Source organism: Streptomyces sp. NPDC054794 (assembly GCF_053611585.1).
In genome coordinates, this window is the sequence record NZ_JBSHAQ010000002.1 from 30,313 (window position 1) to 42,764 (window position 12,452).

A 12,452-nucleotide genomic window follows, 5' to 3' on the forward strand; every position below is an offset into this window, starting at 1 on the left:
GCCGGTCAGGCCTGCGCGTCCTCCGGGATCGACACCAGCCAGCGGGTGTCGCGGCGCGGCCGGAGGTAGAAGGCCCAGTAGAGGGTGGCGACGGCGGTGATGCCGCCGGTCCACAGCAGGTAGGCGGTCTCCTGCTGGCTGAGGATGTACGCCAGGACGGCGATCAGCACGACCGGCATCGCGGGCCACAGCGGCATGCGCCAGGCGGGCGTGTGCTTGTGCGCGCCGCGGCGGGAGAGCAGGGCGGCGACCGCGACGAGCAGGTACATCCCGGTCACCGAGACGCCGGTGACGCCGTAGAGGGTGTCCAGGTTGACGAAGCAGAGCAGCGCGCCGGGGACGCCCACCGCGAGCGTGGCGACCCAGGGGGAGCCGAAGCGGCCGAGCTTGGAGAAGACGTTGTTGACCGGCTCGGGCCAGGCCTTGTCGCGGGCCGAGGCGAACAGGACCCGGGAGTTCTGGATGACCATGACGATGCCCGCGTTGATGATCGCGAGGGCCACGCAGAGGCTGACGAAGGTGCCGACCGCGGAGTTGGACCAGGCGGTGACCATGGAGCTGATGTCTCCGCCGGTCAGCTCCTTGATGTCGGAGGCGCCCATGGTGATGGCGACGACCGGGACCAGGATGATCACGGAGGAGATGGCGAGGGTGGCCAGGACCGTGCGGGCGACGTTGCGGCGCGGGTGCTCCAGCTCCTCGGAGAGGTAGACGGCGGTCGAGAAGCCCTGGGTGACGAAGAGGGCGATCGCGAGCCCGGAGACGACCAGCATGGCCGTCACGGTGTCCGTGTGCCCGTTCTCGCCCACCACCTGCATCGAAGTGAGGCTGCCGAGGCCCCGGTGGCCGTGCGTGAAGCCGAGCATGGCCACGACGCCGGCGGCGATGACCTCCAGGACCAGGAAGATGCCGGTGATCCAGGCGTTGGCGCGCAGGTCGAGCAGGCCGGCGAGGGTGGCGAGCAGCATCACGCCGGCGCCGGTCATCGCCGGGTCGAGGTGGACGATCGGCGCAAGGTAGTCGGCCGTGCCCATCGCGATCACCGGTGGCACGATCATGACGACCAGCAGGGACAGCACGAAGACCAACCAGCCGGCCAGCCGGCCGGCGAGCGTCGACACCATGGCGTACTCGCCGCCCGCGCTGGGGATGAGGGTGCCCAGCTCGGAGTAGCAGAACGCCACGGCGATACAGAGGAGGGAGCCGATGGCGATCGTCAGGGCGGTGGCGGTGCCGAGCGAGCCGAAGAGGTCGGGAACCACCACGAAGAGCGTGGAGGCGGGCGTCACGCACGACAGCGTCAGCAGGGTGCCGCCGACCACGCCGATGGAACGCTTGAGCTTCTGAGGACTGTCCGTGGTCCCCGCCGGGACGGCGGTCTCGACGGGGCGGAGCGTGTCGGTCATGCGGCGGTTCCGATCGACTCGTGCGGTGATGGTTCGGTAGGGAGCGCTATCGCCTCCGGCGGCTCGCGTCGTACGTCATTTCTCTCGCTCCCGGTGCCGAATGGAACCCCGACGAAAACCAGCGCGTCAATGGGTGTTTACCTACGAAATCCGAAGGTCAACCACGCCTGTGATCACGTTTCCGACGGTTTCCCTATGCCCCTGGCCCACTTGGGCCCATACGAGAATCGCAGGGTGGGCGTCAAAAAAACGTCAGTACGTCCGCTATCCGGACGCGGAAAATCCGGTCGCACCGGTGTCGGTGGGCCCCGATAGAGTCGCCGGGCACATACAACACACAGGAACATCGGGGTGGGGACACATGAAGCTGCGGCACACCGCGGCCTGCGTGGGCTTGGTGACGGCGGCACTGGTGACGACGTCCGCCTGCGGGGCCGAGGGCGCGAAGACGGCGGCCAAGGCCGTGGACAGCGCCGACAAGGTCATGGCGGCGCTGGCCCGGGCGACGGACCGGACGGAGAACCTCGGCTCGGCCAAGGTGCGGATCAGCACCGACCTGGGCTCGCCGACCGGTCCGATCGCCATGGACGGCACGTACTCCTGGGGCGACGGCTTCGCCTTCGACGTCGAGACGGACACCAAGGCAGCCCGGATGCAGTCGCTGACCAGCTCGCCGAAGGTCCGCACGCTCTTCGTGGGCGGCGCCTACTACTACGACATCGACCCGCAGCCCTCCGGCCCGCTCAAGGGCAAGGAGTGGATGAAGATCGACGGCTCGGCCTTGTTCGGCGAGAAGGGTGCCCAGGCGCTGGCCGGGGGCGCCGGCGGCGGCAGCCCGGTGGCCTCCATGAAGGCCCTGAAGTACGCCAGCGACGTCGACGACCTCGGCAAGGAGACCGTCGACGGGCAGAGCACGACCCACTACCACGCCGTGGTCAGGGCGGACCAGATGGGCAAGCTCAAGGACGTCTACGGCGACCAGGGCAACATTTTCAACCAGACGACCGGCGCCAATGGCCGGCTGGTGCTGGACGTCTGGGTGAACGGCAAGGACCTGCCGGTGCGCATGAAGGAGGTGATCGGGTCCGCGACCGTCACCATGGACTTCGAGAAGTTCGGCGGGACGGCCACGGTCAAGCCCCCGCCGGCCGCGCAGACCGGTGACCTCACCGAGACGATCAAGAAGCTCCACCAGCAGCAACAGCAGGGCTGAGCCCGACACGGCGGCGCCCCGTCCTCTCCCACGCGGAGGACGGGGCGCGCCGGACTGGCTCAGTGGTTGCGCGGGAAGCCCAGGTCGACGCCCGTCGGGGCCTCGGACGGGTCGGGCCAGCGCGTGGTGACGACCTTGCCGCGGGTGTAGAAGTGCGTGCCGTCGTTGCCGTAGATGTGGTGGTCGCCGAAGAGCGAGTCCTTCCAGCCACCGAAGGAGTGGTAGCCCACCGGCACCGGGATCGGCACGTTCACGCCGACCATGCCGGCCTCGATCTCCAGCTGGAAGCGGCGGGCGGCGCCGCCGTCCCGGGTGAAGATCGCGGTGCCGTTGCCGAACGGCGAGCTGTTGATGAGGGCCACGCCCTCCTCGTAGGTGTCCACGCGCAGCACGCACAGCACCGGGCCGAAGATCTCGTCCTGGTAGGCCTTCGCGCTGGTCGGGACCTTGTCGAGCAGCGAGATGCCGATCCAGTGGCCGTCCTCGTGGCCCTCGACCGTGTAGCCGGTGCCGTCGAGCACGACCTCGCAGCCCTCGGCCGCCGCGCTCTCGACATAGGAGGCCACCTTGTCGCGGTGGACCTTGGTGATCAGCGGGCCCATCTCGGAGGTCGGGTCGTTGCCGGGGCCGATCTTGATCTTCTCGGCGCGCTCGCGGATCTTCTCCACCAGCTCGTCGCCGACGGCGCCCACCGCGACGACCGCGGAGATGGCCATGCAGCGCTCGCCCGCGGAGCCGTAGGCGGCCGAGACGGCGGCGTCGGCGGCCGCGTCCAGGTCGGCGTCCGGCAGCACCAGCATGTGGTTCTTGGCGCCGCCGAGGGCCTGTACGCGCTTGCCGTTGGCGGAGGCGGTGGTGTGGATGTAGCGGGCGATCGGGGTCGAGCCGACGAAGGAGACGGCCTTGACGTCCGGGTGCTCGAGGAGGCGGTCGACGGCCACCTTGTCGCCGTGCACGACGTTGAAGACGCCGTCGGGCAGACCGGCCTCGGCCAGCAGCTCGGCGATCTTGAGGGACGCCGACGGGTCCTTCTCGGACGGCTTCAGCACGAAGGTGTTGCCGCACGCGATGGCGATCGGGAACATCCACATCGGGACCATCGCCGGGAAGTTGAACGGCGTGATGCCGGCGACGACACCCAGCGGCTGGCGGATCGAGGCCACGTCCACGCGGCTGGCGACCTGCGTCGACAGCTCGCCCTTGAGCTGCACGTTGATGCCACAGGCCAGGTCGACGATCTCCAGGCCGCGCGCGACCTCGCCGAGGGCGTCGGAGTGCACCTTGCCGTGCTCGGCGGTGATCAGCTCGGCGATCTCGTCGCGGTGGGCGTCGAGCAGCGCGCGGAACTTGAACAGGATGGTGGTGCGCTGGGCCAGCGAGGACTGGCCCCAGGTGGCGTAGGCGTCCTTGGCGGCGGCCACCGCCGCGTCGACCTCGTCCACGGAGGCGAACGCGACCTTGGTGGTGACCGCTCCGGTCGCCGGGTCCGTGACCGGCCCGTACGTACCCGAAGCGCCTTCGACGGTCTTACCGCCGATCCAGTGGTTGACGATCTTCGTCATGCCCGGTTACTCCTTCACAGATGGCGGCGTCGGGTAAAGACGTGCCGTTCGTACAGCTCACGTGCCTTGACCGCGGAGGATCGCGTCGCGGTCTCGGCCACAGGAACATCCCACCAGGCCTGCGCCGGAGGCGCGCCCGACACAGTGTCTGCGGTTTCGGTCTCCACGTAGACACAAGTGGGAGTGTCGGTGGCCCGCGCCTCGGCGAGTGCCGCGCGCAGGTCACGGACGGTCTTCGCGCGCAGAACGCGCATGCCGAGGCTGGCCGCGTTGGCGGCCAGGTCGACGGGGAGCGGGGCGCCTGTGTAGGTGCCGTCCTCGGCCTGGTAGCGGTAGGCGGTGCCGAACCGCTCGCCGCCCACCGACTCGGACAGCCCGCCGATCGAGGCGTACCCGTGGTTCTGCACGAGCAGCAGCTTGATCGCGACGCCCTCCTGCACGGCGGTCACGATCTCCGTCGGCATCATCAGATACGTCCCGTCGCCGACCAGCGCCCACACGGGCCGGTCGACAGCGGCGAGCTTCACACCGATCGCGGCCGGGATCTCGTAACCCATGCAGGAGTAGCCGTACTCCAGGTGGTACTGGTCCGCCGAGCGCGTCCGCCACAGTTTGTGCAGGTCGCCGGGGAGGGACCCGGCCGCGTTGATGATGATGTCGCTCTCGTCGACGAGCGCGTCGAGCACGCCCAGCACCTGCGGCTGGGTCGGCCGTATGTCCGGCTCGTCGGCCTCGTAGCAGGCCTCGACGCGCTGCTCCCAGCGCTCCTTGTCCTCGGTGTACTCGGCGACGTACGGGTCGGCGACCCGGTGCCGGTGGATGTCCAGCGCCTCGGTCAGCTCCTGCAGGCCGCTGCGGGCGTCCGCGATCAGCGGCGCGCCGGCCAGCTTGTGGCCGTCGAAGGGGGCGATGTTGAGGTTGAGGAAGCGGACGTCCGGGTTCTCGAAGAGGGTGCCGGAGGCGGTGGTGAAGTCGGTGTAGCGGGTGCCGACGCCGATCACCAGGTCGGCGGTGCGGGCGAGCTCGTCCGCGGTCGCGGTGCCGGTGTGGCCGATGCCGCCGACGTCCTGCGGGTGGTCCCAGCGCAGGGAGCCCTTGCCGGCCTGGGTGGCGGCGACCGGGATGCGGGTCGCCTCGGCGAACTCGGCGAGCGCGCCCTCGGCCCGGCTGTGGTGGACGCCGCCGCCGGCGATCACCAGCGGCCGTCGCGCCGCCCGGATCGCCCGTACGGCCTCGGCGAGCTCGGCCGGGTCCGCGCCCGGACGCCGTACGGCCCACACGCGCTCGGCGAAGAACTCGTCCGGCCAGTCGTACGCCTCCGCCTGCACGTCCTGCGGCAGGGCGAGGGTGACGGCGCCGGTCTCGACGGGGTCGGCGAGGATCCGCATGGCCTGGAGGGCGGCCGGGATCAGCGCCTCCGGCCGGGTGATCCGGTCGAAGTACCGGGACACCGGGCGCAGGCAGTCGTTGACCGACACATCGCCCGCGTACGGCACTTCGAGCTGCTGCAGGACCGGGTCCGCCGGGCGGGTCGCGAAGACGTCGCCGGGCAGGAGCAGGACCGGGAGGTGGTTGATGGTGGCCAGGGCGGCGCCGGTCACCAGGTTGGTGGCGCCGGGGCCGATGGAGGTGGTCACCGCGTGCGTGGACAGGCGGTTGGACTGGCGGGCGTAGCCGACGGCCGCGTGCACCATCGCCTGTTCGTTGCGGCCCTGGTGGTACGGCATGTCGGCGGCGTACTCGATGAGCGCCTGGCCGATCCCGGCGACGTTGCCGTGGCCGAAGATGCCCCAGGTGGCGCCGATCAGCCGGTGCCGGACGCCGTCCCGCTCGGTGTACTGGACGGACAGGAAACGGACGAGCGCCTGCGCGACCGTGAGCCTCGTCGTTGAGGTCATCGGTAACCCTCTGCACTTTCTAGGTGGGCCGGGTGGAAGCAGATCCGCCACTCCCGCGTCTCACCCGGACCGGACATCACGTTCAGGTAGTACATGTCGTGCCCGGGCTGCGCGATCGACGGGCCGTGCCATCCGTCGGGGACGAGGACGGCGTCGCCGGAGCGGACCTCGGCGAGGACGTCGGATCCGCCCTCACGGGAGGGGAATACGCGCTGGTACCCGAAACCGTTCGGGCCGTCGATCTCGAAGTAGTAGATCTCCTCCAGCTCCGACTCCTCGCCCGGCCGGTACTCGTCGTGCTTGTGCGGCGGGTACGAGGACCAGTTGCCGCCGGGCGTGATCACCTCGACGGCGATCAGCCGGTCGCAGTCGAAGGAGTCGGCGGAGGCGAAGTTGCGCACCCGCCGGGCGCAGGTGCCGCTGCCGCGGACCTCGACGGGAACCTCCGGCGCGGGGCCGTAGCGGGCGGGGAGTCGTCGCTCGCACTTCGCTCCTGCCAGGGCGAAGCGGCCTCCCGCGCCGGAGGCGATCTGGACCCGGGCGTCACGGGGCGCGTACGCGAAGTCCGAGACCTCGGCGAACACGTTCTTCCTGCCCAGGAGTTGGAACTCATTTCCCTCAGTGCGGACGGTACATCCGCCTTCCAGCGGAAGCACGATCCATTCGCTGTCACCGGTGGTGAACAGGTGCGTTCCGCCCGGGTCCAGCTCGACGATCCGCAGACTGCTGTGTGCCCATCCGGCCCGCTCGGGGTCGATGTCGACCACATACTGGGCGCCCGCGGTCGAGCCCTTGCACAGGTGCAGGTGATTGCTGGTCATGCGGCCCTCACAGCAGTCCTACGGCGGTGTCCACGGCGGCGGCCACGTCGCCGTCCGCCGGGTACAGCAGCGAGCGGCCGACCACCAGGCCGCGCACGGTGGGCAGTTGGAGGGCGCCGCGCCACTTCTCGTACGCGGCGTCCTGGTCCTCGGGCGAGTCGCCGATGTCGCCGCCGAGCAGCACGGCGGGCAGCGTCGACGTCGCCATGACCTGTGCCATGTCGTCGGGGTTGTCGGTGACCGGCACCTTCAGCCAGGTGTAGGCCGAACTTCCGCCCAGGCCCGAGGCGATGGCGATGGACCGGGTCACCGCCTCGGCGGACAGGTCGTTGCGGACCCTGCCCTGCGGGGTGCGGCCGCTGATGAACGGCTCGACGAAGACCGGGAGCCGCCGGGCCGCCATGTCGTCGATGGCGCGGGCGGTGGACTCCAGGGTCGTCAGGGAGCCCGGGTCGTCGTAGTCGATGCGCAGCAGCAGCTTGCCCGCGTCGAAGCCCAGGCGCTGGATGTCCTCGGGGCGGTGGCCGGTGAAGCGGTCGTCGAGTTCGAAGGTGGCGCCCTGCAGGCCGCCGCGGTTCATCGAGCCCATGACGACCTTGTGGTCGAGGGCGCCGAGCAGCAGCAGGTCGTCGAGGATGTCGGCGGTGGCGAGGACGCCGTCCACGCCGGGCCGCGACAGCGCCAGGCACAGCCGCTCCAGCAGGTCGGCGCGGTTGGCCATGGCCAGCCTGCGGTCGCCGACGCCCAGGGCGCCGCGGGCCGGGTGGTCGGCTGCGACGATCATCAGCCGGCCGTTCTCCTTGACCAGCGGTCTGCGGGCGCGGCGGACGGCGGCCTCGGCGATCGCCTCGGGGTGGTGGGTGCGGGTGTGCACCAGCGCGGACACGTCCACGCGCCCGTGCGCGGCGGCGTCCCCGCCCTCGTGGTGGGCGCCGCCCACCTTGCCGGCCCTCACAGCACCGCTCCGGCTTCGAGCGCGGCGGCCACCTCGTCGGGGGTGGGCATCGCGGAGGAGCATTCCAGGCGGGAGGCGACGATCGCGCCGGCCGCGTTGGCGTGTCGCATGATCGTCTCCAGGTCCCAGCCGGCCAGCAGTCCGTGGCACAGGGAGCCACCGAAGGCGTCTCCGGCGCCCAGGCCGTTGAGCACGCTCACCGGCAGCGGCGGCACCTCGGCCGACTCGCCCTCCCGGTTGACGGCGAGGACCCCCTTGGGCCCCTGCTTGACGACGGCGAGTTCGACCCCGGCGTCGAGCAGCGCGCGGGCCGCCGCATGGGGTTCGCGGACGCCGGTGGCGACCTCCACCTCGTCGAGGTTGCCGACGGCGACGGTGGTGTGGCGCAGTGCCTCGGCGTAGAAGGGGCGGGCCGCGTCCGGGTCGCTCCAGAACATGGGGCGCCAGTCGAGGTCGAAGACCGTCGTACCGGACTTGGCGCGGTGGGCGAGGGCCGCGAGGGTCGCCGTACGGCTCGGCTCCTCGCTCAGGCCCGTACCGGTCATCCAGAAGATGCGCGTGTCCCGGACGGCGTCGAGGTCCAGCTCGTGGGCGTCGATCGCCAGGTCGGGCGCCTTGGGCTGCCGGTAGAAGTACAGCGGGAAGTCGTCCGGCGGGAAGACCTCGCAGAAGGTGACCGGTGTGGGCAGCCCGGGGACCGGGGTGACCCAGCGGTCGTCGACACCGAAGCCGCGCAGGGCCTCGTGCAGGTAGGTACCGAAGGCATCGTCCCCGGTGCGGGTGATCACGGCGGTGTTCCTGCCCAGGCGGGCTGCGGCGACGGCGACATTGGTGGCCGACCCGCCGAGGAACTTGCCGAAGGACGACACCTGGGCAAGCGGGACCCCCGTCTGCAACGGATACAGATCCACTCCGATCCGCCCCATGGTGATCAGGTCGTACGCCATTCGGCTTCCCTTCGTCACGGCTCTCCCCCCGGTTTGTAGTCCCGCACCCTGAGCCCTGTCAATGTTTTGTCCAGACATTCGGACCAGAGCTTGACACCCCTTCCTCGGGAGCCGCACGCTGACGGCCATGACGCCGTTGTCACCGCAGTCCTCACTTTCCCGCATCCGCATCGGATCGGCCCCCGACTCCTGGGGCGTGTGGTTCCCCGACGACCCCAAGCAGGTGCCCTGGCAGCGCTTTCTCGACGAGGTCGCCGCGTCCGGGTACGAGTGGATCGAGCTGGGCCCGTACGGGTACCTGCCCACCGACCCCGCCGTGCTCGCCGAGGAGACGACACGGCGTGGCCTGAAGGTGTCGGCGGGCACGGTCTTCACCGGCCTGCACCACGGCGAGGCCGTGTGGGACAAGACGTGGGCGCATGTCGCGGACAACGCGGCGCTCGCCCAGGCGATGGGTGCGCGGCACCTCGTCGTCATCCCGTCCTTCTGGCGGGACGACAAGACCGGTGAGGTGCTGGAGCCGTCCGTGCTGACGCCGGAGCAGTGGCGCAACCTGACCTCGCTGACCGAGCGGCTGGGCCGGGAGGTGCGCGAGCGCTACGGCCTGGAGATCGTCGTGCACCCGCACGCCGACACCCACATCGACAGCGAGGAGAACGTCGTCCGGTTCCTGGACGGCACCGACTCCTCCCTGGTGTCGCTGTGCCTGGACACCGGGCACTACGCCTACTGCGGCGGGGACAGCGTCAAGCTGATCGAGACCTACGGCGAGCGGATCGGCTATCTGCACCTCAAGCAGGTGGACCCCCGGATCCTGGCCGAAGTGCGGGCGAACGAGACCCCGTTCGGCCCGGCGGTCGCGCGGGGCGTGATGTGCGAGCCGCCGTCCGGCGTGCCCGCGCTCGGCCCGGTCCTGGAGGCCGCACAGCGCCTGGACGTCGACCTGTTCGCGATCGTCGAGCAGGACATGTACCCCTGCGAGCCGGACAAGCCGCTGCCGATCGCGCGGCGGACGCGCGCGTTCCTGAGGTCCTGCGGGGCCTGACTCCCGCTTCCGCCGCATCCCGTGCCGTAGCACCCTGGGTGGTCCGGCGCGGGGTGCGGGAGGGCCGATGGCTGGTGGGATCGGGGCGCTGTCCGGGCAAGGGCCGGGCGGTAGTTGGGAGACCGTGACCGCCTCGCCGCATCCCGGTCTGCGCCCCGGGGTGATCAGTTACCGCGGGATCCGGCTCGCGCTCGACCGGCCGCGCCGGGCGCCTGGAGACACCCATCGGCGCGGCCACGCTGCTGCTCGGCTTCGAGCATCCCGTACGCATCTCACGCGTCGGCCGGCCGTCGGCGAGCACGGCGGCCGGTTCTTCGGCATCGAGGTACTGCTCGCCCCCTGGGCCGCGTTCACCCTGTTCGGCACGCCCCAGCACGAGTTGACCAACCGGTCCGTGGATCCGAATGAGTTGCCGCATCCGCTGGGTCACCCGGGCCATGGCACCGGCCCAAGTTCCGGGCGTCGGACGGGCGTCGGTGAACTCGCCTCCGTACTGGCCGTGTTGCCCACCTGGCCGGAGCGCTTCGACCTGCTCGACGACGCGCTGTCGCACCGGCCCCGGGCGGGCAGCCCCGCCTCGCCGAGGAGATCGGCTGGAGCGTACGGCACCTGGAGAACCGGTTCCGGGAGCAGATCGGGCTGGGGTCGAAGGCGGCGGCCCGGGTGCTGCGGCTGCAGCGGGCGCGGCGGATGCCGGCGGCGGGCCGCGGCCAGGCGGAGACGGCGGCGGTCTGCGGCTTCTACGACCAGGCGCACCTCAGCGGCGAGTTCAAGGCGATGACGGGCTGCACGCCCGGGGAGTTCGCCGCGGCCCGGCAACTGCCCCCGCGGTGCAGTTGCCGGCGCCGGACCGGATCCGGGGCGCGGCGACGAGGCTGGTGCTGGCGCCCGCACGTGGCCGGGGTGCGCGCGGTGCGGTTTTTCCAAGACCGGCGGGCACCGATCCGTGCAGGCTGATCACCCGACCGGCTGAAACCGGGGGACGCGGGGAGGCCGGCGGGTCGGGTTCGACGCGGCGGGCCCGGCCCGCCCCCGCTGTCAACGCGACGCGCCCTTGTACGGCCATACGCCTTTGCTTCACCTCTGTCACAAACACCCCTCTCCTGTCACACATGTCCCGGGTACGCGGGACCCGGGTCACACCCGGTCGACAGCTGCTTGCCCACGCTCACTCCGCGTCGTTCACGGGGCACAGGCTTTGTGATCGCCAGCGCAGCGCCCGGCTCCCCCGACGACCGCCCCTTGGTCGCCCCCGCGGTGCGCGCGGGGAGGTGCACGTCATGACCGACCGAAGGCTCTGGTCCTACAAGGAGATCGCCGCACACATCCGCGTGCAGCCGGACACCGTGCGCTCCTACCGCAAGCACGGTCTGCTGCCCCCGCCCGACCATGTGGAGGGCGGCAAGCCCTTTTGGTACGCCGACACCGTCCGGGCCTGGGTGGCGTCCCGGCCCGGCAACCGCGGCCGAAGAGGGGGCTGACCCACCGCCTACGGCACCGGGCCCCGCTCCCCCGCGGGGCACCGGCACCCCGGTCGGCCCCGTCCGGCGCCGCTCAGCTCCACGGCTCGATGACCGTGACACCCGCGCCGGGTGCCGTGCCCATCGCGGCGAGGGCGGCCGGGGCCGCGTCCAGGGGGATCGTCGAGGTGACCAGCAGATCGGGGCGCAGGACGCCCGCGCGGACCAGTTCCAGCATGCCGGGATAGGTGTGGGCCGCCATGCCGTGGCTGCCGAGGATTTCCAGTTCCAGGGCGATGGCGCGGGCCATGGGGACGGGGGTCGTGCCGTCCGGGGAGGGCAGGAGGCCCACCTGGACGTGCCGGCCGCGGCGGCGCAGGGAGTTGACGGAGGCCGCGCAGGTGGCGGGCGAGCCGAGCGCGTCGAGGGAGAGGTGCGCGCCGCCGCCGGTGAGGTCGAGGATCGCTGCCGCGGTGTCCGGGGTACGCCTCGCGTCCACGCACTCCGCCGCCCCGAACGTCCGCGCCAGGTCCATGGCTTGCGGCGAGACGTCCACCGCGACCACCCGCGCTCCCGAGGCCGCCGCGATCATCACCGCCGACAGTCCGACGCCCCCGCAGCCGTGCACCGCGACCCACTCCCCCGCCGCCACCCGGCCCTGCCGCACCACCGCCCGGAACGCGGTGGCGAACCGGCAGCCCAGGGAGGCGGCGGTGGCGAAGGACATCCCGTCCGGGACCTCGACCAGGTTCACATCGGCGTGGTCCAGCGCGACGTACTGCGCGAAGGAACCCCAGTGGTCGAAGCCGGGCTGGGTCTGCCGCTCGCACACCTGCTGGTCGCCCGCCGCACAGGCCGGGCAGCTGCCGCAGGCGCAGACGAAGGGCACGGTGACCCGGTCGCCGGGGCGCCAACCGGTCACCCCGGCGCCGGCCGCCTCGACGACACCGGCGAGTTCGTGCCCGGGGACGTGCGGGAGGGTGATGTCCGGGTCGTGGCCCATCCAGCCGTGCCAGTCGCTGCGGCACAGCCCGGTCGCCTCGACGCGCACCACGACCCCGTGCTCGGCCGGCCGCGGGTCCGCCACCTCCCGTACCTCGGCCGGCTCCCCGTAGCGCTCGAACACCACAGCCCGCATCGTCGTC

11 protein-coding genes are annotated in these 12,452 nt (G+C 71.4%); 4 read left to right on the forward strand and 7 right to left on the reverse strand.

What is annotated here, in order from left to right; all coding sequences use genetic code 11:
- Positions 1 to 5 precede the first annotated feature (5 nt).
- The gene (locus ACWGKT_RS02245; RefSeq protein ID WP_356148515.1) at positions 6 to 1,406 is read right to left on the reverse strand and encodes an APC family permease; all 1,401 of its coding nucleotides are present in this window, start codon (positions 1,404 to 1,406) and stop codon (positions 6 to 8) included.
- A gap of 361 nt (positions 1,407 to 1,767) precedes the next feature.
- On the opposite strand from ACWGKT_RS02245, the gene ACWGKT_RS02250 reads away from it, so the two are divergent.
- A complete protein-coding gene (locus ACWGKT_RS02250; protein WP_453272125.1) occupies positions 1,768 to 2,619 on the forward strand; it encodes a hypothetical protein in 852 nt (283 codons plus the stop codon).
- A 59-nt stretch (positions 2,620 to 2,678) separates the two neighbouring features.
- Here the strand turns inward: ACWGKT_RS02250 and mmsA are convergent, their stop codons facing one another.
- Genes mmsA through iolC form a run of 5 tightly spaced genes read right to left on the reverse strand, consistent with a single transcriptional unit; the run spans position 2,679 to position 8,802 of the window.
- A complete protein-coding gene (gene mmsA / locus ACWGKT_RS02255; RefSeq protein WP_453272126.1) occupies positions 2,679 to 4,181 on the reverse strand; it encodes a CoA-acylating methylmalonate-semialdehyde dehydrogenase in 1,503 nt (500 codons plus the stop codon).
- A 14-nt stretch (positions 4,182 to 4,195) separates the two neighbouring features.
- Entirely contained in the window at positions 4,196 to 6,079 is a 1,884-nt protein-coding gene (gene iolD, locus ACWGKT_RS02260; RefSeq protein WP_453272127.1) for a 3D-(3,5/4)-trihydroxycyclohexane-1,2-dione acylhydrolase (decyclizing), read from the reverse strand.
- A complete protein-coding gene (iolB, locus tag ACWGKT_RS02265) occupies positions 6,076 to 6,900 on the reverse strand; it encodes a 5-deoxy-glucuronate isomerase (protein WP_356148523.1) in 825 nt (274 codons plus the stop codon). Before iolB ends, iolD begins: the two co-directional genes overlap by 4 nt.
- 7 nt (positions 6,901 to 6,907) lie before the next feature.
- Positions 6,908 to 7,792, reverse strand: a complete 885-nt coding sequence (locus ACWGKT_RS02270; RefSeq protein ID WP_453272311.1) for a Cgl0159 family (beta/alpha)8-fold protein — start codon at positions 7,790 to 7,792, stop codon at positions 6,908 to 6,910.
- 59 nt (positions 7,793 to 7,851) lie between these two features.
- Positions 7,852 to 8,802 (reverse strand): 5-dehydro-2-deoxygluconokinase, encoded by a 951-nt coding sequence (gene iolC / locus ACWGKT_RS02275; RefSeq protein ID WP_235458361.1) that lies wholly within the window; start codon positions 8,800 to 8,802, stop codon positions 7,852 to 7,854.
- Positions 8,803 to 8,929: 127 nt separating this feature from the next.
- Between iolC and ACWGKT_RS02280 the strand changes: the two genes are divergently transcribed.
- From ACWGKT_RS02280 to ACWGKT_RS02290, 3 genes are all read left to right on the forward strand, one after another.
- Positions 8,930 to 9,847 carry a sugar phosphate isomerase/epimerase family protein gene (locus ACWGKT_RS02280; RefSeq protein ID WP_453272128.1) on the forward strand — a complete coding sequence of 306 codons (918 nt, stop codon included), beginning with the start codon at positions 8,930 to 8,932 and terminating at the stop codon, positions 9,845 to 9,847.
- Between the two features lie 633 nt (positions 9,848 to 10,480).
- The gene (locus tag ACWGKT_RS02285) at positions 10,481 to 10,804 is read left to right on the forward strand and encodes a helix-turn-helix domain-containing protein (protein WP_453272312.1); all 324 of its coding nucleotides are present in this window, start codon (positions 10,481 to 10,483) and stop codon (positions 10,802 to 10,804) included.
- 323 nt (positions 10,805 to 11,127) lie between these two features.
- Positions 11,128 to 11,328 carry a helix-turn-helix transcriptional regulator gene (locus ACWGKT_RS02290; protein ID WP_356148533.1) on the forward strand — a complete coding sequence of 67 codons (201 nt, stop codon included), beginning with the start codon at positions 11,128 to 11,130 and terminating at the stop codon, positions 11,326 to 11,328.
- Positions 11,329 to 11,401: 73 nt separating this feature from the next.
- Here the strand turns inward: ACWGKT_RS02290 and ACWGKT_RS02295 are convergent, their stop codons facing one another.
- On the reverse strand, positions 11,402 to 12,445 hold the full coding sequence (locus tag ACWGKT_RS02295; protein WP_453272129.1) for a zinc-dependent alcohol dehydrogenase family protein: 1,044 nt from the start codon (positions 12,443 to 12,445) through the stop codon (positions 11,402 to 11,404).
- Positions 12,446 to 12,452 lie beyond the last annotated feature (7 nt).

Excerpts from the sequence above, each read along its gene's own strand:
- ACWGKT_RS02245 (WP_356148515.1), bottom strand. The coding sequence starts at position 1,406 with ATGACCGACACGCTCCGCCCCGTCGAGACCGCCGTCCCGGCGGGGACC.
- ACWGKT_RS02250 (WP_453272125.1), top strand. The coding sequence starts at position 1,768 with ATGAAGCTGCGGCACACCGCGGCCTGCGTGGGCTTGGTGACGGCGGCA.
- mmsA (WP_453272126.1), bottom strand. The coding sequence starts at position 4,181 with ATGACGAAGATCGTCAACCACTGGATCGGCGGTAAGACCGTCGAAGGC.
- iolD (WP_453272127.1), bottom strand. The coding sequence starts at position 6,079 with ATGACCTCAACGACGAGGCTCACGGTCGCGCAGGCGCTCGTCCGTTTC.
- iolB (WP_356148523.1), bottom strand. The coding sequence starts at position 6,900 with ATGACCAGCAATCACCTGCACCTGTGCAAGGGCTCGACCGCGGGCGCC.
- iolC (WP_235458361.1), bottom strand. The coding sequence starts at position 8,802 with ATGGCGTACGACCTGATCACCATGGGGCGGATCGGAGTGGATCTGTAT.
- ACWGKT_RS02280 (WP_453272128.1), top strand. The coding sequence starts at position 8,930 with ATGACGCCGTTGTCACCGCAGTCCTCACTTTCCCGCATCCGCATCGGA.
- ACWGKT_RS02290 (WP_356148533.1), top strand. The coding sequence starts at position 11,128 with ATGACCGACCGAAGGCTCTGGTCCTACAAGGAGATCGCCGCACACATC.
- ACWGKT_RS02295 (WP_453272129.1), bottom strand. The coding sequence starts at position 12,445 with ATGCGGGCTGTGGTGTTCGAGCGCTACGGGGAGCCGGCCGAGGTACGG.